The organism is Pseudoalteromonas sp. SG43-5 (assembly GCF_014164345.1).
Taxonomy (GTDB): Bacteria; Pseudomonadota; Gammaproteobacteria; order Enterobacterales; family Alteromonadaceae; genus Pseudoalteromonas; species Pseudoalteromonas distincta.
In genome coordinates, this window is sequence record NZ_JACJFA010000001.1 from 74,716 (window position 1) to 93,937 (window position 19,222).

The 19,222-nt window shown below is 39.1% G+C and carries 17 protein-coding genes; 10 read left to right on the forward strand and 7 right to left on the reverse strand.

Going from position 1 to position 19,222, the window contains the following annotated elements; all coding sequences use genetic code 11:
- Nucleotides 1-149: 149 nt before the first annotated feature.
- The gene (locus tag H5161_RS00300) at nucleotides 150-458 is read right to left on the reverse strand and encodes a hypothetical protein (RefSeq protein WP_182693098.1); all 309 of its coding nucleotides are present in this window, start codon (nucleotides 456-458) and stop codon (nucleotides 150-152) included.
- 81 nt (nucleotides 459-539) lie between these two features.
- A complete protein-coding gene (locus H5161_RS00305; RefSeq protein WP_182768482.1) occupies nucleotides 540-1,358 on the reverse strand; it encodes an AraC family transcriptional regulator in 819 nt (272 codons plus the stop codon).
- Between the two features lie 112 nt (nucleotides 1,359-1,470).
- On the opposite strand from H5161_RS00305, the gene H5161_RS00310 reads away from it, so the two are divergent.
- On the forward strand, nucleotides 1,471-4,557 hold the full coding sequence (locus tag H5161_RS00310; RefSeq protein WP_182768483.1) for a beta-galactosidase: 3,087 nt from the start codon (nucleotides 1,471-1,473) through the stop codon (nucleotides 4,555-4,557).
- 50 nt (nucleotides 4,558-4,607) lie between these two features.
- Here H5161_RS00310 and H5161_RS00315 read toward each other — a convergent pair whose 3' ends face one another.
- Both H5161_RS00315 and H5161_RS00320 read right to left on the reverse strand, forming a co-directional pair.
- Complete coding sequence (locus H5161_RS00315) at nucleotides 4,608-5,054, reverse strand: DoxX family protein (protein WP_182693101.1); 447 nt, start codon at nucleotides 5,052-5,054, stop codon at nucleotides 4,608-4,610.
- Nucleotides 5,055-5,537: 483 nt separating this feature from the next.
- On the reverse strand, nucleotides 5,538-6,683 hold the full coding sequence (locus tag H5161_RS00320; RefSeq protein ID WP_002962851.1) for an iron-containing alcohol dehydrogenase: 1,146 nt from the start codon (nucleotides 6,681-6,683) through the stop codon (nucleotides 5,538-5,540).
- 185 nt (nucleotides 6,684-6,868) lie between these two features.
- Between H5161_RS00320 and H5161_RS00325 the strand changes: the two genes are divergently transcribed.
- A complete protein-coding gene (locus H5161_RS00325) occupies nucleotides 6,869-7,765 on the forward strand; it encodes an AraC family transcriptional regulator (RefSeq protein ID WP_182696153.1) in 897 nt (298 codons plus the stop codon).
- An 83-nt stretch (nucleotides 7,766-7,848) separates the two neighbouring features.
- Complete coding sequence (locus H5161_RS00330; protein WP_182715586.1) at nucleotides 7,849-9,453, forward strand: diguanylate cyclase; 1,605 nt, start codon at nucleotides 7,849-7,851, stop codon at nucleotides 9,451-9,453.
- Nucleotides 9,454-9,671: 218 nt separating this feature from the next.
- Here H5161_RS00330 and H5161_RS20020 read toward each other — a convergent pair whose 3' ends face one another.
- Together H5161_RS20020 and H5161_RS00340 are read right to left on the reverse strand one after the other, a co-directional pair.
- Nucleotides 9,672-9,869 (reverse strand): hypothetical protein, encoded by a 198-nt coding sequence (locus H5161_RS20020; RefSeq protein WP_259398659.1) that lies wholly within the window; start codon nucleotides 9,867-9,869, stop codon nucleotides 9,672-9,674.
- Between the two features lie 437 nt (nucleotides 9,870-10,306).
- Nucleotides 10,307-10,726, reverse strand: coding sequence for a VOC family protein (locus tag H5161_RS00340; RefSeq protein WP_182768484.1), 420 nt, complete (start codon nucleotides 10,724-10,726; stop codon nucleotides 10,307-10,309).
- A gap of 273 nt (nucleotides 10,727-10,999) precedes the next feature.
- Here H5161_RS00340 and H5161_RS00345 point away from each other — a divergent pair, with 273 nt between their 5' ends.
- The 6 genes from H5161_RS00345 (at nucleotide 11,000) to H5161_RS00370 (ending at nucleotide 16,580) form a co-directional block, all read left to right on the forward strand.
- The gene (locus H5161_RS00345; protein WP_002962854.1) at nucleotides 11,000-11,305 is read left to right on the forward strand and encodes a hypothetical protein; all 306 of its coding nucleotides are present in this window, start codon (nucleotides 11,000-11,002) and stop codon (nucleotides 11,303-11,305) included.
- Entirely contained in the window at nucleotides 11,302-11,691 is a 390-nt protein-coding gene (locus H5161_RS00350) for a hypothetical protein (protein WP_002962855.1), read from the forward strand. The genes H5161_RS00345 and H5161_RS00350 overlap by 4 nt, the downstream gene beginning before the upstream one ends.
- Nucleotides 11,692-11,861: 170 nt before the next feature.
- A complete protein-coding gene (locus H5161_RS00355; RefSeq protein ID WP_002962856.1) occupies nucleotides 11,862-12,344 on the forward strand; it encodes a DUF3015 domain-containing protein in 483 nt (160 codons plus the stop codon).
- A 79-nt stretch (nucleotides 12,345-12,423) separates the two neighbouring features.
- Nucleotides 12,424-14,259: a DUF4105 domain-containing protein gene (locus H5161_RS00360; RefSeq protein WP_182768485.1), complete on the forward strand. Its 1,836-nt coding sequence runs from the start codon at nucleotides 12,424-12,426 to the stop codon at nucleotides 14,257-14,259.
- A 206-nt stretch (nucleotides 14,260-14,465) separates the two neighbouring features.
- Nucleotides 14,466-15,230, forward strand: coding sequence for an ABC transporter substrate-binding protein (locus H5161_RS00365; protein ID WP_182768486.1), 765 nt, complete (start codon nucleotides 14,466-14,468; stop codon nucleotides 15,228-15,230).
- Between the two features lie 252 nt (nucleotides 15,231-15,482).
- Nucleotides 15,483-16,580, forward strand: a complete 1,098-nt coding sequence (locus tag H5161_RS00370; RefSeq protein ID WP_182768487.1) for a polysaccharide lyase family 7 protein — start codon at nucleotides 15,483-15,485, stop codon at nucleotides 16,578-16,580.
- Here H5161_RS00370 and H5161_RS00375 read toward each other — a convergent pair whose 3' ends face one another.
- Nucleotides 16,581-16,982 carry an NUDIX hydrolase gene (locus H5161_RS00375; protein ID WP_182768488.1) on the reverse strand — a complete coding sequence of 134 codons (402 nt, stop codon included), beginning with the start codon at nucleotides 16,980-16,982 and terminating at the stop codon, nucleotides 16,581-16,583.
- A gap of 186 nt (nucleotides 16,983-17,168) precedes the next feature.
- Here H5161_RS00375 and H5161_RS00380 point away from each other — a divergent pair, with 186 nt between their 5' ends.
- Nucleotides 17,169-19,052, forward strand: a complete 1,884-nt coding sequence (locus tag H5161_RS00380) for a propionyl-CoA synthetase (protein ID WP_182768489.1) — start codon at nucleotides 17,169-17,171, stop codon at nucleotides 19,050-19,052.
- Nucleotides 19,053-19,222 lie beyond the last annotated feature (170 nt).

The following is a 19,222-nucleotide window of genomic DNA, read 5'->3' on the forward strand; positions in this document are numbered from 1 at the left end:
TAGCATGTCCGTTTTTTAACAAACAGAGTTGACTTAATCACTACGCCTATTTTAAAAACAAGCGCAATTAAGCAACCTAAATATGTACATAACTAGCCTTATAGCGCACAGGCGCAGGCAGTTATTTACAAAGTGTTTAAAATTAAAAACTAGCTATAAAAATTTGGTGGCGGAACATCTGGTGGATAGTTTAAACCGCTATAGCACGCAGGCAGTGTAGCTTGGCTTTGCTCAGGGCTTATAGAGTGATTTAGCGTACTGTAGTAACCACAGTGGCAATGCTGATGGGCATGTATTTCAGTAGGTGATTGCGCATCTTCATCGTTTACATTTGCTTGAGAATGAACATGCGTAGCATGATCAACTTCTTCTTGCAGATGATACGCCGCCGCATCACAGCTAATAAAGCTGTGCACAAGCACTAAAAGTATCACGACTAAAAAGTAGTTTGAGCGCATTACCTACCTAAAAACTCTAAAATGCAATTTAAGAAATCGCACAATACCTTAAATTTATTCAAATGTAGAGAGCCGCTTACGTTATTTTCTAAATTCAGTTGGTGATATACCCACTGATTTTTTAAACCGTTTAGAAAAATTAAATATATTAGGATACCCCACGTAAGCAGCAATATGGGCAACAGGCCAGCGGGTATTTAGTAGTAAGCTTTTAGCTCGTTTAATGCGTAAATAAATAAGCTGCTGCATAGGGCTTTTACCAAATTGCGCTTGGCATAACCTATGTAAATGCGGTGCTGAGTAATGCACGTGCTCGCACATAACCTCTATAGTCCAATCAAACTGTAAGCGCTCTTCTACCTCTAAAAACAAGCTGGTTAATCTGTTTTGCCCACCTATTTGCGGCTCGCTTTGAAGCGTAGTGTTTAAATAGTGGCTTAAAATAGGCATAACACCTTCGCGCAAAGTAGCGTTACTTTCGCTATATAAAAGCTCCATAGCTAAATGTAATGGCGCTAATTGCTGATTAGTTAATACCTTAGCCTGTGCTAAATTTAAATGTTGCCAACGTTTAGTGTTTGCAAGGTTTAGCCAAATCACATCCCACTTTTCGCTTGCTATTTTAACCTCAAAACTTTGCCTTGCAGGCAATATAGCTAAGCTATTTTCAGTTAATGAGTATTGGTTATTAACTGTTTTAAGTGTGCCCTGACCAGCCAAAGTATAAAAAAGAGTGTGTTCAAGCGGGTTAGTACGTGCAACACAATAGTCACCCAATAAATTAGAGCAACCTGCCAGCTCTATTTCAAGGTTTGGCATTTGCGAAAGCGTGGTTAAATCAATAAACCGCTCTGTACACTCTGGGCCAATATCGAGTACATCTACAATAGTGTTGCGCATAATTTAAAATGATAGTTTTGGACAAATAAAAGAGAGCTTTAAGCATAACCCCAACGCATTATTTTAGCTATATTTAAGCCACTATAATTGCCATACATGCAATAGGACATTAATGAACTCACTACAACACATAATTAACCGCCGTGATTGGGAAAACCCAATTTCAGTACAAGTTAATCAAGTAAAAGCGCACAGCCCACTCAATGGATTTAAAAGCGTTGACCATGCCCGTACTAACACACAATCACAAAAACAAAGTTTAAACGGCCAATGGGATTTTAAATTATTCGATAAACCCGAAGCGGTTGATGAATCACTGCTAAGTGAAACACTAAGCAAAAATTGGCAAAGTATTCCTGTGCCTTCTAACTGGCAATTACACGGCTTTGATAAACCTATTTACTGTAATGTTAAATACCCATTTGCAGTTAACCCGCCATTTGTACCAAGCGATAACCCAACAGGTTGCTACCGCACTGAGTTTACTATTACAGCGGATCAATTAGCGCAGCGTAACCATATTATTTTTGAAGGCGTAAACTCGGCGTTTCACCTTTGGTGTAACGGTCAATGGGTGGGCTACTCGCAGGATAGCCGCTTACCGAGCGAGTTTGATTTAAGCGAACTGTTAGTAGTAGGCACCAACCGTATTGCGGTTATGGTTATTCGCTGGAGCGATGGCAGTTATTTAGAAGATCAGGACATGTGGTGGCTAAGCGGTATTTTTCGCGATGTTAACTTACTTACAAAACCACAAAACCAAATACGTGATGTGTTTATAACCCCCGATTTAGACGCTTGCTATCGCGATGCAACGCTACATATAAAAACCGCGATAAATGCGCCAAATAACTACCAAGTAGCAGTACAGGTTTTTGATAATGAGCAAGCACTCTGCGAGCCAGACATACAAAGCACTAACAATAAACGCGTTGATGAAAAAGGCGGCTGGAGCGATGTTGTATTTCAAACAATTGATATACAAAGCCCTAAAAAGTGGACCGCCGAAACCCCATACTTATACCGCTGCGTTGTAAGCCTGTTAGATGAGCAAGGCAACACTGTAGATGTTGAAGCCTATAACATTGGTTTTAGAAAAGTGGAAATGCTTAACGGGCAGCTTTGCTTAAACGGCAAACCGCTACTAATTCGCGGTGTTAACCGCCACGAGCATCACCCAGAAAACGGCCATACAGTTACTACCGCCGATATGATTGAAGATATTAAGCTGATGAAGCAAAATAACTTTAACGCCGTGCGTACTGCTCACTACCCTAACCATCCACGCTTTTACGAGTTATGTGACGAGCTAGGTTTATACGTAGTGGACGAAGCCAATATAGAAACCCACGGCATGTTTCCTATGGGGCGTTTGGCAAGCGATCCACAGTGGGCTGGTGCATTTATGTCGCGCTATACACAAATGGTTGAGCGCGATAAAAACCACGCCTCTATTATTATTTGGTCACTGGGTAACGAATGCGGGCACGGTGCCAACCACGATGCTATGTACGGTTGGTCAAAAAGCTTTGACCCATCGCGTCCAGTGCAATACGAAGGTGGCGGCGCAAATACCACCGCAACCGATATTATTTGCCCTATGTATGCCCGTGTAGATACCCACCTTGCCGATGACGCAGTACCTAAATACTCTATTAAAAAGTGGCTAAGCCTACCGGGTGAAACTCGCCCGCTTATTTTATGTGAGTACGCCCATGCAATGGGTAACAGCCTAGGTAGCTTTGACGATTACTGGCAAGCATTTAGAGAATACCCTCGCCTGCAAGGTGGCTTTATTTGGGATTGGGTAGACCAAGGTTTATCTAAAACTGATGAAAATGGTGAGCATTATTGGGCTTACGGCGGCGATTTTGGTGATGAACTAAATGACCGCCAATTTTGTATTAACGGCTTATTATTCCCTGACCGCACGCCGCACCCTAGCCTGTTTGAAGCAAAATACAGCCAGCAGCATTTACAATTTACGCTGCGCGAGCAAACTAAAAATCAATACACCATTGATATATTTAGCGATTATGTATTTAGACACACAGATAACGAAAAACTGGTTTGGCAGTTAATGCAAAATGGCATCTGTGTTGAACAAGGCGAGCATGTACTTAATATTGCTCCGCAAAGTACACACACGTTAACAATTAAAACTAAAACAACGTTTGAGCAAGGTGCGCAATACCACCTTAATTTAGATGTAGCACTAATTAACGATTGTAGCTTTGCAAGTGCCGAGCATGTATTAAACACCGAGCAGTTTAAGCTTATACATAGTAATAATTTAAACAGTGAATCATTTGCATCAACTACAGAGCAAAGCGCTATAAGTGTTAACGAAACCGACTCCCACCTATGTATTGAAAACGATAAATTTAAACTTGTTTTTAGCAAGCAATCAGGGCTTATAGAGCAGTGGTTACAAAACGATACTCAGGTTATTAGTAGCCCACTGGTCGATAACTTTTATCGCGCCCCGCTTGATAACGACATAGGCGTAAGCGAAGTAGATAACCTAGATCCTAATGCATGGGAGGCACGTTGGTTACGTGCAGGTATAGGGCAATGGCAGCGCACATGTAGCTCAATTCACGCAGTGCAATCAAGCGTTGATATACGTATTACTTGTGTATTTAATTATGAATTTAACGGCGTGCTACAAGCAAAAACACAATGGCTATATACACTAAATAATACCGGCAATATTAGCTTAAATGTTGATGTGCAACTAAACGATACTCTACCGCCAATGCCGCGTATAGGGCTAAGTACAACGCTTAACAAGCAAAGCGATACAAAAGTAAACTGGCGTGGTTTAGGGCCTTTTGAAAACTACCCAGATCGCAAAGCCGCAGCACGTTTAGGTTATTACAGCTTAAGTTTAAATGAGCTACATACCCCGTATATTTTCCCAACCGATAACGGCCTGCGTAGTGATTGCCAATTACTGCGTATTAATAATTTAACCGTAACCGGTGCGTTTTTATTTGCAGCCAGTGAGTATTCGCAAAGTATGTTAACGCAAGCGAAACACACAAACGAACTCATTGCTGATGATTGCGTAAATGTACACATTGATCATCAACATATGGGGGTTGGTGGCGATGATTCATGGAGCCCAAGTACCCATAAAGAATATTTACTTGAGCAAAAGCAGTACAGTTATTCTTTAACTTTATCTGCTGAATAATTTAAACAAAAATAGCGGCCAAATTGGCTGCTATTTTTAATTAACACACACTATTTATTAGCTAGTTTTTTAGCTAATACGTTATCAAGAGAAAAGCTTCCCGCTCCTTGAATTGCTAAAACTAAAGTTACTACAAGTAACGTTAATGCGTATTCATAGCCATTGTTTGCCATAAATAAGCCATTACTAATATGTACGCTAAAAATAGCAATCAGCATAGTAAACGCCGTAACTACAGCTGCTGGGCGAGTTAACAAACCAATTGCTAATGCAATGCCACCAAAAAACTCAGCGCTACCTGCCATCATTGCTAACCAATAGCCAGGCTCTAAACCAATACTCGCCATCCATTGGCCTGTACCTTCAAGCCCGTAACCGCCAAACCAAGCAAATAGCTTTTGTGCACCATGCGCCGCTAAAATAAGGCCAACTGGTACTCGTAAAATTAATGCTGCTACGCCTGCTTTTGAGCTAAGTAATGTGTTTAGTAATTTCATGAGTTTTAGTCCTGTTTTAATTTATTTAATCGTTAGGTTTTTCCTAACCGTTGAACACAGTTTACTATCATCATTAAAAAACATTAATACGGAACTCATTGGTTAATTAGCAACGCAGTATTTATAATAACCCATAAAAAAACCGCCAACCCAAAGGTTGACGGTTTTTTATTAACGTATTACTTAGGGCGTGTTGATCTTTGTGGATTGAAATTTGTTCAATCTAGGGGCGATTAAATCGCGGCGCGAGGTTTGTAACCTAGTGGGCTAAGTAAAAACCGAGCAACAAAGAGTTAATCGTCCCTAGAAAGAACCCAAAGGGCAGCGCATGTTTGGTATTTATGCTGCGTTATCGCCTATTCATGGGGAATAACCACACTACATAGGCTCCGCCTTGCCTAAAAACCAAACATACTGCTGCAAATTCACCCACCAAAGATCAACACGCCCTAGTATATTTAAGTAAGCGCTTAGCTTTGAAAATTAAGCAACCGCTTGCTCTAAAATTTCGCGGCTTTCTTTAAGCGTAATAGCTTGGTTTTCACCAAGAGCAACCATGCCGTGAGCTTCAAGTTTGCCAATAATATTGTCAATAGCAGCGGCTTTATCATCGCCATGTTCAGTAAGCTGGGTCGCTACGTCGAGGCTATGGTAAAACGCCTCAATTGCTGCAATTGTTTTCTCTGCTAAATCTTCAGATTGCTCAAGACCAAATACGTTTTTACCCATTTGCTCAAGCTTTGCTTTTTTAACTGCAAATTGGTTACGTAATAAAGAAGGCTGAACAATAGCAAGTGAACGTGCATGATCAACACCGTAAGCGGCTGTAAGCTCGTGGCCAATCATGTGTGTTGCCCAATCTTGCGATACACCAGAACCAATTAAACCATTAAGTGCTTGGTTAGCAGCCCACATAAGGTTTGCACGCCATGCGTCATCTTGGTTTTCAAAGTTATCACCTAAAGTTTTAAGCGTTCTTAAAAGTGCTTCAGCGTAACCTTCTTGAACTAATGCTGTTTCAGGGAATGTTAGGTACTGCTCACAGGTGTGAACCCATGCATCTACTAAGCCATTCACAAGTTGGCGCTGCGGTAATGTTTTCATTACATCAGGGTCCATAATCGCAAATTTAGGAAGTACTTCTGGTGATGCAAACGGTAGTTTTTGCTTCGTTGCTTCTTTGCTCACAACTGAGTTTTGGTTAGATTCAGAACCCGTTGCAGGCAATGTTAATATTGCACCGATTGGTAATGCACTAGTAATAGTATGCTTACCAGTAGGAATATCCCAACCTTCGCCATCATAAACGGCTGATGCGGCAATGTATTTAACGCCGTCGATTACTGAACCGCCGCCTACGCCTAATACAAAGTCGATGTCTTGTTCTTTACAAATTTTTACTGCTTGGTCTAGCACTTCAATTGTTGGGTTAGCGCCAACGCCCGAAAACTCAACCCAGTCAAAGCCTTCAAGTGCTGCTGCAACTTGGTCGTACACGCCGTTCTTTTTAATTGAACCGCCGCCGTACACTACAAGTACTTTTTGATCTTTTGCGATCAAATCAGATAGTGCCGCAATTTGTTGCTGACCGAATTGGATAAGAGTTGGATTTACGTAGCTAAATTTCATTATTTTGCTCCTAGGTGACGGTTAAATACTAAATAGAATGCTTAGTTACTAGCTAAGCTAAATTCCAATGAGTGCATATTAGTAGCAAAACAAACATAAAAAAAGCCCAATAACTCGCAAAAGCTTGCCTAAAACTACCAACATTGTTATTTTACGCAAAATACACTCAATTAAAGATGCCTTTTATGCCCACCATAGCCAATATGTTGCAACAATACGCCGAGCATAATCAATTACTCAGCTTTGAAGGCACCATGGAAACTATCATTCCAGGCGTGTATTTTCATCGAGCAACTAAAAGCTCGCCGCGCCAGCCGCTTATATATAACTCAGGTATTATTATTGTTGGGCAAGGTCATAAAATAATTCACTTTCCTGAACATCAAATAAAATACGGCGCAGGCGACTACTTAGTCCTTGGCGTACCGGTGCCATTAGAGTGTGAAGCATTTACTGATAACGACTTACCCGTTATGGGCATTGCCATAGATATAAACCCTGCAATGCTACACAAACTCGTTAATCAAATAATGCAGCATAAGCCTCTTTCAGCGTCATCGTCGTCAGCACAAATTGGCGCAGTGCAGTCGGCAACTCTAGATACAGCAATGGAGCTCGTTACTCACCGGTTATTAGCTGTTTTAAATAACCCTATTGAGGCTGACATTTTTGGCGAGGATATAGTAAAAGAATTGGTATATCGCGTACTTTGTGGTCCACAAGGACATACTTTAATAGGGCTTGCTATGCATGATGGGCATTATGCACGTATCGCCCGTACGCTCTCAACTATGCACAGTAGTTATGCCAATCAAATTACGGTTGAAGGGTTAGCTGAAGATGTAAACATGAGCGTATCGTCGTTTCATCGTGCTTTTAGGCAAGTAACGTTTGAATCCCCTCTACAGTATTTAAAAAAAGTACGCTTAGCTAAGGCTAAAGAACTTATAACCACTAGTGGAAGTAAAGCCAACGAAGCTGCATTAAAGGTTGGCTATACCAGCCCATCGCAATTTAGCCGCGAATTTAAACGCCACTTTAATAAAACACCTAGCGAAGTATTAACTCAATTACACAGTTAATTTAACTAATTAACTAATTAACTAATAGCTAAATAGGTGGGCTCTGCTAGTATAAAAAAATGTAGTTAGGCTTGGAAGTGCTTATGGCTGACAAAAAACATCATAAAAATACAGTTCCTAATATTTTACACGGAGGTGCTAAATACGTATTTCTTTTTTTTATTTACTTAATAGCATTTAATAGCAATGCAGGCGATTTTTGCGATATTACCCCCTTAAATAGTCAGTCCCCTCCATCATCTTTACAACCTAATACAACTTCTGAACTTCAGGCAAAACGCGGTACAAACCAATTTCAGCTTAACTGCTTGTTAAAGCGTGGCGGCGTACTTTCGTTTTTGCGCCCAGGTCTTGATGATTTTACATGGCAGCAAAACGGTGTAATAAAGCAGCCATTAAAATCGGCACAAGTGGCATTTTTAATGGACTCAGGAAACTTTACAGCCATTATTACAGTTGAGTCAAAACTTAACTATACACCACGCTTTAAGTGGCAAAATACACAAGTTTTTTTTAAAGAAACACAGCAACATAATCTCATTATGGGTGCTTTTTATGGGCTGTGTATCACACTCATTTTTTACGTATTTATAATGGGCTACAGGCTTCACGACAAGATATTTAAGCTATACAGCGCTTATATTTTTTGTATTGGCAGCTTTATTTTGCTTCAAGAAGGCCAACTCTATTTATTTATAACTGACCACGTTTCATCACTCCTATTTGATTTATACTTACTCAGCATAGGTTTAACAGTACTCAGTGCTACATGGTTTATGTGCGCATTACTTGAACTAAACAATAGATGGCCAAAAACAAGTAAGATTTTAAAAATTATGGCCGGTATTGTTATGTGCTTTTCTTTAATAAAAATATTGTTCAGTAACACTTTGATTTGGCAAATAGCTGGCAACATCATGGCTTACGGCTCATTAATTATTGTGACTGTTATTTTTGTTTTAGCGGCACAACAGGCTCGCAAAGGAATACGCGAAGCAACGCTTGTTTTTGTAGCATTGAGCTTGGTGCTCGTAAGCATGATATTTAGAGTATTACTTATTAATCAAAGCCCATTTATGCAACGTTACGGATTTATTTTGGCTTTCGCTGTGGAGTCATTTTTACTAGCAGTAGCTGTTTCTAGGCGTATTAGCCGTATGCGAATCGCACAAAAACGCGCCGAAACTGAAGCCGATTACGATCACCTTTGTGGCATTTTAAACCGCCGTGGCTGGGGTAAAAAATCATCAGAGCTGATTGAGCTGCATGCAAAAAAAGGCGGAGTTTTATGTTTAATGTATATAGATTTAGATGACTTTAAACAGATAAACGACAATTATGGGCATGCCGTAGGCGATGAAGCTTTATGTAAAGTAGCCGCCAGTTTAAAAAGTATTGTACGCACCAGCGATGCAGTCGGCCGCTTAGGCGGCGATGAATTTGTAGTACTTGCCCACTTTTACAGCAAAGCGCAAGTAAGCCCAAAAACACACCATCTAAAAATAGAGTTAGATAAACTCGCCATCACGCATAACGACCAGCCTATTGCTATAAAGGCAAGCATTGGTAGCAGCGTATTTAGTGAGCCTCCTAAAAATATTGACGAAATTTTAAAAGCCGGCGACACCGCTATGTATCATGAAAAACTACAGCGTAAAGTAAAGCCGCTCACTTTAGTTGATAGCTAGCTTTAAGTATTTAAAACCGTAGCTGGCTTAGCAAACTGCTTACGGTTTATATAGTGGCTAAAAATAATAGTAAATAACGTTGAGGCTTGTTTGCCAATAAAGTGGGCAACACTACCCATTACCGCTAAAATAACCGGAAAGGTAGAGATTACCGCTCCACGCAGACCCTATATGCTGTGATATAAACGTAACAAGTACGATAAAGCCCGTCACTAATATCATTTTACCAAAAGCTCCCAGCGGGCATTTAATGGTTTTGCATCAACTGATATATTTAGCCTTGTAGAGATAATAGCTAAACCGAGTAAAATACAAAGCGAAATCACCCTCGCCACAATAATATTCACTGGTAAAAATAAAGTAATAACGCTAAATACACACCAAGTACTCAACGCTGTAAAAAGCGATTTAAGCATTCCAAATCTTTGTGAAACAACCAAGTAACTAAAACAAAATAAGCCTATACCGCTCATACCATAAAGAGAGGCCACCGCTGAGTTAGCTGCAAATAATTTACCTTGTTCTAATGCTATAAAATAAGAAATAGGCCAGAGGTAATAGGCAAACCAGGAATTATGCCGCTAACAAAACTACCAAAGCGTTTTTGGGCGAATGTTATTAGTAAAATAAGCAAAGGTGCAATTATGAGTTTAAGCAGCATAAATAACAATAAAATATGAGAGCTGACATTAAGTCTAGGTGTCTATACTTATATTGTAGAGTGAATAAAAATCATGTATGTAGCGTAATTTTTTTACCTGTAAATATTAACTAATTTATCAAAACACTGATTAATAGTTATAAAAAAACCACTTATTGAAGTGGTTTTTTAGCTTAACTTAAACAACAGCATTTATACTTTTTTAAATAAAACCTCTGGGTTTACCATGGTTTTCATTTCAAGCACATTGCCATTTGGATCTTCAATAAAAAACGTTTCTTGCTCAAACTCATCACCAATAAAACGGCGGTATGGTTTATCTAGGTATTCAATACCCGCATCTTCAATACGTGTTTTTAACCCGTTAAATTCATCTTCAGATAGGTGAATCCCAAAGTGAGGTACTGCTACAGCTCCCATATCAACATCATGGCGAACTGTTGGTAAGCGCTCAACGCTTTGGTGTAAGGTAAGTTCATTGCCCCAAAAATCTATATCTATCCAGCGACCTTCTTCACTATTACCCGTTTTACAGCCTAGTACGTCACAATAAAACGCTTTAGCCACTTTTAAATCGCCAGCCGGAATAGCCAGATGCAAACAGTTAGACATAAATAACCCTTGGTTAACACTTTAATACATTAAATTATCGCCATTATACATAATTTGTGATTTATAGAACATTAACAGCAACGCTATTAAGCATATTTAATCCCTAAAAGTCGTTTAAAAAACACGCTTTTTAAATGTGTAATTACTTATAACATTTATTTGTTAGAGAGTATTAGAAAGCGCAAAAGGATTAGTTTAAAATGCGCCGCTATGATTAAATTCTTACTTTTAAAATTCATTACTTTCTTTTTAGGCTTTGTAGCTTGCTTTGCTATGCACACTACTTTTGCACTGCCTTTAGTAATTTCTGCCGCGCTAACGGGGCTTATTGGCTCTTTTATTCCTTTTCCTGCGCGTTATAAAAACCATCCTTATGCTGCAATTTATGCTGGTAGTTTTGCCGGTATGTGTTCAACCCATTTAATTACCAGTTACTGGGAAATTGCTATTATTTCGCTTATTGGCTCAAGTTTGTATGTGCTTACTATGAATATGTTTACAGGCTTTGGTGGCAAACTTGGTAGTGTCGCTTTTGCAAGCGTGGCACTTTTTGTATTAGCTAAAGGAATCGTACTATGAGTATTGAATACCCATTACTTGTACTGCTTGGTGCTTTTTTAACGTTTTACCTAGCTAAACATAGTCGCTTTGATGGTATAAGAGCATCCTCTTCACTTTCTATTATTGCTTACTTAATTTTTAGCGCATTGAATTTAAACCCCGATTTATACGCGATTATATTTTTTGGCGGTACATTTATTGGCATGAGCGCCCCGCATCGTTTTGGTATTTATACCGTAGCAAGCTCATCTGTTTTATTTTCAATATTATTTGAATTTCTTGTACCAAAACTTGACGGCTACGGTGGTGCACTAGGTATTAGTGCATTTTTATCTGTATGTATTTGCCATACCTGTATTTTGTTAGGTGCCCCAAGAAGTAAAAAACCACCACCAGTTCAATAAAAAATTATTGAACTGGTCTAGTTTCTCCCTGCATTCGCTTTAAAATAGTAGAAAAATTAGAGTGTAAAATATTCATGTTTTAAGCTGTTCTTTTTCTTTGCAAGTCTGTTAGAATCTTTCGCGAACTTTATTTACCCTAAATAAAGACAATCATATATGGATTTATGAAAATGAAAAAACTAATCGCAGTAGCAGCTCTATCTTTACTTCCTTTCTCAAACGCAATGGCTGACCAAGATATTGGTTGTGGTCTTGGTTCTATGTTATTTGCAGGTCAGCAAGGTAAAGGCGTTAAAATTTTAGGCGCTACAACAAACGGTACTTCTGGTAACCAAACTTTTGGTATCACTTTTGGTACTTTAGGTTGTGATGGTACTGGTACAGTAACTTCTTCAGAAAAAATTGCTTTATTCATTGACGGTAACATGGAGCAACTTGCTCGTGATATGTCAAAAGGTGAAGGCGAAACTTTAGCTACTCTAGCTGAAGCTTGGGGTGTTGCAGATCAAGATAAAGCAGCATTCAACGCGCTTGCTCAAGCACAGTTTTCTTCAGTATTTACTTCTGAAAACGTAACTTCGCAAACAGTTTTAGAAAACCTAAACACTGTTCTTGCAAGTAACGCACAACTTGCTTCTTATACTCTTTCTTAATCAGCTAAATTAGCCGGTTTTATACGTATAAATAAAGCCGCTGGAGTATTTCTCTAGCGGCTTTTATTGTTTAGTGATTATGAAAAAAATATTCTTTGTTTTATCAATTGCGCTGTTTAGTACTTACGTAAACGCTCAAAGTTTTAAAAATGACACCTTAGCAACCGACCCTTACTGGCTCAAATTAGGTCATTACCGTGGGGCCACATTAGGTGGTTGGAAAAGTGAAGTAGATAGTGCTGAGTTTTTTTTATCTCCTATAGGTAAAACAAGTCCACTGGACGAACTTGAAGCCACTATAGCCGCATTTAGTGGTAAAAATACTGACCCAAAAACAACACAATCTCGCTGTCGGTTTCCAGCACGCTATAAATGGCTAAAAACAAAAATTAAAAATAACTGGCCCGCGCTTAATTGCCCAGAGCTTCAGGCGTGGCAAAAAATAATAAACCCAAAAGGGGTTACGTTAGTTTTTCCTACTGCATTTATGAATAGCCCATCATCAATGTTTGGTCACACCTTACTTCGTATTGATGCAAAAGATCAGACCCGCCATAAAGAGTTGCTCGCATTCGCAGTTAATTTTGCAGCAGAACCAAACGGCTCAGACAATGCAGCTATGTACGCACTAAAAGGCCTGATTGGCAGCTATCCTGGTAAATTTTCGCTTATGCCGTACTATAAAAAAGTACGCGAATATAATGATTTAGAATCTCGTGATATTTGGGAATACAAACTTAATTTATCTGAGCTACAAGTAGAGCTTATTTTATTGCACTTATGGGAGCTACAATCAGCTACATTTGATTACTTTTTTATTGATGAAAACTGCTCTTATCAATTACTTGCATTATTACAACTCGCACAAGAGGATCTTGATTTAACATCGTCATTTAATATGCAAGCTATTCCCTCTGATACCGTTGCAGTACTAAGAAATAACAACTTACTACAAACTCCTAATTACCGCCCTGCTTTTGGCACTAAGCTTTACCATTACTCTACTCAAATGACTAACGAACAACTTGATGATGCAAGAGAGTTAATGCAAGGTGGCTCCCTCAATACTCGTAATTACTCACAGTCGCAATTAGTCGCAATATTAGAAATGGCGTATGAATGGTTAAATTTTGAATTTTACGATAAAGCATTAAAGCGTGAAGAAATTGCACCGCGACTAACTAAGCTACTACTAATGCGCAGCAAATATAAAGTAGCTTCGCCATTTACTAAGCCAAGTCGTCCTATTGCTTCTCCAGAGCAAGGTCATGGATCTTCTAAAGTAACGTTTGGAAGAACTGAGTACGCCCATCAAAGTGACTTAACAAGCTTTGCGTATCGCCTTGCATACCATGATTTATTAGATAGCTCAGCTGGATTTATTCCTGGTGCTCAAATTAGCTTTTTTGATATTGAAGGTGCCATAAGCGACAGGGGTAACACACGCCTTGAGCATTTTTATTTATTAGATGCTATGTCACTTGCACCCGATAACCGCGTGTTTGATAGCTGGTCTTGGAACTTTAAAATGGGCTTTGATCGTCAGCCTAATAATATTCAACAAGGTCGTTGGTTTGCTAAAGGTGGATACGGAAAATCAATCGGTAACCCAAACACGTTACACGGCTATTTACTTGGCCAAGTTGAATTTAATAATGGTGACATAACAGACAACCTAACAACAGGCATTGGTAGTGAAGCTGGTGCAATATGGCAAATAAATAACAGTCATAAACTCGCTCTTACAGCAAACATAACATGGTTAATAGATGGCCAAGCAGATAAACACAGTGACTTTGCAATAAAGTGGAATTACTCCTTATCACGTAATTTATCTATACGTACTGAGCTTAAAAACCAACATTGGTATACAAGTAGTACATCGGCTAAATTTGCAATTCAATACTACTTTTAATCATTGCATATACCCACAAGCGCTTAATTATTTTTACAGTGCTTGTGGGTATATAAAACTTTACTCAATACACGTTCAATTTTCACTTCTTTAATTATGCAATAGACTCTCTACATACCCATTCATTTACTTATTTTATACATTTGAGTATATATTTCAGACAAGACCCTTTAAACTCAAAGTATTGTAGTTAGAAAGATTCTCTTATGTATCTGCGTGTTGTAGTTTTCATTTTCGTTTTTATTTTTTGCAGTAATGTAGGGGCAGTAAGCTCTCTTACTTTTATTGCCGAAGATTTACATCCTTACCATTTTAAAAACAAAAGCGGTGAAGCTGACGGAGCTTCCGTTGATATTGCTAAGGCTGTTTTAAAAGAAGCAAAACTACAAGCTAAATTTGAAATAATGCCAATGGCACGAGCCTTTCATCAACTAGCAGCTAATCCAAACACAATTATGCTCTCTTTATTAAAAACTCCCGCTAGGCAAAGTCAGTTTAAATGGTTAGGAGCGGTATATTTTACTGATGCCTACCTAGTTAGTTTAAAAAGCCACAAAGACGAAGTAACTCATTTTAATCATGCAAAATTTTATAAAGTAGGCACTATTCGTGGATATTTGAGTGCCAAATATTTAATAAGAATGGGGTTTGAAGAAGATAAAAATTTAATACTAGCTAGTTATTATCAGCAGGCATGGCAAATGCTTTATAAGGGTAGAACTGACTTTGTCCTTATGAATACACTCACCTTAGATAATGAACTAAAAATGTCAGGGCTCGACCCAGACTTAATAACTAAACGACTTCATTTAGCTGATTTTCCTTCAAGACTCTATTTTGCTGCTAATAATCAGCTTGACGATAAAACAGCAAACTTAATCTCGCAGGCATTAAAAACTATAAAAGTAAGTGGCGAATACCAAGCCATTTTAAAAAAGTGGCAACTCCCTCTTCCTCCTTCTATAAATTAAACCTATTTAAATAAGTATATTAGCAAACATCAAGCGCTACCAAATATGATGAAAAACACCTCTGTTTAACAATTTTAAATAACATAATAACGTTAACCAACCCTATTGGTTAACCAAAACACCGTCATTAAAATAACAATTAATTATAAAAAACTACAAATTGGTAAGTTTTAATTTTTAAATTGGTATGTTAGATTGAAGTTAAGCGACGCCTGTACCGCGCAATTTTTACTTCATCACACAGAGACAATAATGATAAAAAATACATCCACATTTAAACTTACGGCTTTAGCCGTTATCACACCTCTACTTTTTACGGCTTGTTCAAGTACCCAAAGCACTAATCAGCAAAGCGATGCGCCGGTACCTGCAACAAAGTTTGATTTATCACACTGGAAAATAAATGTACCAGTTGATTTAAACAACGACGGTAAAATTGATGAAATAGATGTAGAAGAAATTCAGACTTACGCACACCCTGATTTTTTCTATCTTGATGATAAAGGCTACATGGTATTTACCTCGCCTAATAAAGCGCTTACAAGTGCTAACTCTACTAATACCCGTAGTGAACTTAGACAAATGATCCGTGGATCAAATACTAAAATTAAAACTAAACACTCTAAAAACAACTTTGCTTTAGCTGTTCACCCGCTATCTGACCGATTTGGCTCTGTTGGTGGAAAAATGGAAGCAACGTTAAAAGTAGATCACGTTGCGCTACGTGCTACTGATCCTGATAAAAAAGCGGCTTACTCGGTTGTTGTAGGGCAAATTCACGCAGGTAAAGATCAGGCACTTATTGATACCAAGCTTGGTTATGGCTGGGGCAATGAGCCACTTAAAATATATTACAAAAAATGGCCAGGGCATAAAACAGGCTCAGTTTTTTGGAACTACGAACGTAACTTACCTAAAACCAATCCTGACCGTAAAGACATTACTTACCCAGTTTGGGGTAATACATGGGAAAACCCTAATGAGCCTGGCAGTGCCGGTATTGCACTAGGTGAAGAATTTAGCTACACGGTCAATGTGTATAAAAATGTTATGCACCTTACATTTAGCGCACAAGGCAAAGAAGACGTTAACTACTCTATTAACTTAGGTAATAACGTAGATGCTTATGGCAAAGTGGACGAAAAAGACCATCCACATGGTTACGCTGCAGATTGGCATTACTTTAAAGCCGGCGCTTATAACCAATGTAGCACTAAGAGCGCTAAAGGTATTTGGTACCCAGGTTGTTTAGGCACTGGCGATTGGACTACAGATAAACAAAATGGCGATTACGCTCAAGTAAGCTTTAGTAAACTTGCGTTAAGCCCAGCGACACCGCCAACAAAATAACTAGGCTAGTACAGCCTCAGATAAGTAATTTTTTAGTGATGTAAACAGTGGCGTTGGTAGATTATTAATATCGCACCAGCGCCACTTTAAACGTTTATTAGGCTCTTTAAGCTCAGGCTCTCCGCCTTCAAAATCAGCTTTTACATACAGCGTAATATAGTGCTTGTTCTCTGCTGTAAAAATATCATTGGTAAAATCAAGCTTAGTAATTTTACTTACCTTTAAACCTGTTTCTTCAAACACTTCTCGTATTGCACATTGTTCAACACTTTCACCAAACTCTAAATGTCCACCAGGTGTTGCCCATGTATTAGCACCATGCGCGCCAATGCGCTCACCTAGTAAAATTGTGTTTTGATGCTTTATGATAACTGCAACCCCTACTCTTACTACGTTACTCATATCGTGTTTTCTCTTATTTTTACTGCCCGCCATGCTGAACCACACGCTTTGTGTTGTCAATTTTGTATTTTTAAAACCAGTGTATTGATTAACTTTTAACCGACCAAGGTCGAATAGCTTGCTTGCTAAAAAAAGCCTACATTTTGTAAGGTCTCTCACACACAAATTTAGCTTTAGGAGCCTTACATGTCAGGCGAATATAAACAGCAATATAATGCCTTTAAGCAAAACCCAGCCCAATTTTGGCTCGAACAAAGTAAAAATATTCCATGGTACAACCCCCCCACAAAAGCATACACACAAGACGACGACGGGCTTTACCATTGGTTTAGCGACGGGCAATTAAACACCAGTTTTTTAGCGCTAGACCAACACGTTATTGCCGGATTTGGCGAGCAAACTGCACTGATTTACGACTCCCCAGTCACTAATACAAAGCAAACTTATAGCTACTCACAACTACAACAAGAAGTTGCTAGATTTGCAGGCGTAATACAATCGTTAGGTGTTACAAAAGGCGACCGCGTTGTTATTTATATGCCAATGATCCCACAAGCTGTTATTGGTATGTTGGCGTGCGCTCGTCTTGGTGCTATTCATTCGGTGGTATTTGGTGGGTTTGCTGCACACGAATTAGCTGTACGCATTGATGATGCCAAGCCCAAACTTATACTTAGCGCCTCATGCGGTGTTGAAGTAAACAGCGTTATTGAATACCAACCACTTATTGATAACGCAATAGACTTAGCTGCGCACAAAGTAGAACACTGCGTTATTTATCAGCGTCCACAAGTAACCGCCACTCTTAAGCCTAAACGAGACATAGATTGGACTCAGGCAATGCAAACGGCTGCAAGCGCAGATCCGGTGCCTGTAAATGGAGATGATCCGCTTTATATTTTATATACCTCAGGCACGACAGGCACACCCAAAGGCGTAGTACGCGAAAATGGCGGTCACGCAGTGGCAATGCAATACAGCATGGCAACCGTTTATGGTATGAAGCCCGGCGACGTATTTTGGGCAGCGTCTGACATTGGCTGGGTAGTTGGGCACTCTTATATAGTTTACGCACCGCTAATGTATCGCTGCGCGACCGTATTATATGAAGGTAAACCCGTTAAAACGCCCGATGCTAGTGCATTTTGGCGCGTGGTAGAAGAATATAAAGTAAATGCATTATTTAGTGCCCCCACCGCATTTAGAGCAATCAAAAAAGAAGACCCAAATGCCGATGGCTTTAATCAATACGATACCTCAAGCTTAAAACGTTTATTTTTAGCTGGCGAGCGGTTAGATCCTCCCACTTATGAGTGGCTTAAAGAAAAAACCAAACTGCCAGTGCTCGATCATTGGTGGCAAACAGAAACCGGCTGGGCTATTGCTTGTAACCCTGTAGGGCTTGAGTACTTAGCAACAAAACCTGGCAGCTCTACCGTGCCTACTCCAGGTTTTGACGTGCGGATATTAGATATGGATGGCAATGAATGCGCAGCTAACGAGCAAGGCGCCGTGGTAATTAAACTGCCACTTCCACCGGGTTGCCTACCAACAATTTGGCAAGATACCCCGCGCTTTAAAGCAAGCTACCTAAATGAATACGAGGGTTATTATTTATCTGGCGATGGTGGTTATATTGATGAAGACGGCTACCTATTTATTATGGGCAGAACCGACGACGTTATAAATGTAGCAGGCCATAGGCTTTCTACCGGCGAAATGGAAGAGATAGTAGCCGCGCACCCTGCTGTTGCTGAATGCGCTGTTTTTGGTGTGAACGATCCTCTAAAGGGGCAACTTCCTATGGGAATGATCGTGCTTAAAAATGATTTTATGGGCTCAAGTACCGACGTAGAACAAGCGCTTGTTTTAAGTGTTCGTAATCAGATTGGCGCTATTGCGTGCCTTAAAAATATAGTTAGCGTAGATAGGTTACCTAAAACTCGCTCGGGTAAAATACTGCGTAAAAATTTGCGCCAACTAGTCGATGGCGAAGAGCTACAAATACCTTCAACCATAGATGATGCCAGCATCTTTGAAGAAATAAACCAACAACTAACGCAAAGATAAACCCAACCAAGCTATCTAAAGCCATTTTTATAATGGCTTTTTATTTCATCCTTATATTTGATCCTTTTACTTAAGCTTAAGCTTTAATTTAACCAATAGCTGAAATTTTTTACTGCTTAATGCTTTCTTCCTTTAATAGCGTTATTAATTTAATCAATTTAAAAAGGAAT

Bases quoted from the DNA above. Each gene is read 5' to 3' on its own strand.
- H5161_RS00300 (WP_182693098.1), bottom strand. From the start codon at position 458: ATGCGCTCAAACTACTTTTTAGTCGTGATACTTTTAGTGCTTGTGCAC.
- H5161_RS00305 (WP_182768482.1), bottom strand. From the start codon at position 1,358: ATGCGCAACACTATTGTAGATGTACTCGATATTGGCCCAGAGTGTACA.
- H5161_RS00310 (WP_182768483.1), top strand. From the start codon at position 1,471: ATGAACTCACTACAACACATAATTAACCGCCGTGATTGGGAAAACCCA.
- H5161_RS00315 (WP_182693101.1), bottom strand. From the start codon at position 5,054: ATGAAATTACTAAACACATTACTTAGCTCAAAAGCAGGCGTAGCAGCA.
- H5161_RS00320 (WP_002962851.1), bottom strand. From the start codon at position 6,683: ATGAAATTTAGCTACGTAAATCCAACTCTTATCCAATTCGGTCAGCAA.
- H5161_RS00325 (WP_182696153.1), top strand. From the start codon at position 6,869: ATGCCCACCATAGCCAATATGTTGCAACAATACGCCGAGCATAATCAA.
- H5161_RS00330 (WP_182715586.1), top strand. From the start codon at position 7,849: ATGGCTGACAAAAAACATCATAAAAATACAGTTCCTAATATTTTACAC.
- H5161_RS20020 (WP_259398659.1), bottom strand. From the start codon at position 9,869: ATGCTTAAATCGCTTTTTACAGCGTTGAGTACTTGGTGTGTATTTAGC.
- H5161_RS00340 (WP_182768484.1), bottom strand. From the start codon at position 10,726: ATGTCTAACTGTTTGCATCTGGCTATTCCGGCTGGCGATTTAAAAGTG.
- H5161_RS00345 (WP_002962854.1), top strand. From the start codon at position 11,000: ATGCACACTACTTTTGCACTGCCTTTAGTAATTTCTGCCGCGCTAACG.
- H5161_RS00350 (WP_002962855.1), top strand. From the start codon at position 11,302: ATGAGTATTGAATACCCATTACTTGTACTGCTTGGTGCTTTTTTAACG.
- H5161_RS00355 (WP_002962856.1), top strand. From the start codon at position 11,862: ATGAAAAAACTAATCGCAGTAGCAGCTCTATCTTTACTTCCTTTCTCA.
- H5161_RS00360 (WP_182768485.1), top strand. From the start codon at position 12,424: ATGAAAAAAATATTCTTTGTTTTATCAATTGCGCTGTTTAGTACTTAC.
- H5161_RS00365 (WP_182768486.1), top strand. From the start codon at position 14,466: ATGTATCTGCGTGTTGTAGTTTTCATTTTCGTTTTTATTTTTTGCAGT.
- H5161_RS00370 (WP_182768487.1), top strand. From the start codon at position 15,483: ATGATAAAAAATACATCCACATTTAAACTTACGGCTTTAGCCGTTATC.
- H5161_RS00375 (WP_182768488.1), bottom strand. From the start codon at position 16,982: ATGAGTAACGTAGTAAGAGTAGGGGTTGCAGTTATCATAAAGCATCAA.
- H5161_RS00380 (WP_182768489.1), top strand. From the start codon at position 17,169: ATGTCAGGCGAATATAAACAGCAATATAATGCCTTTAAGCAAAACCCA.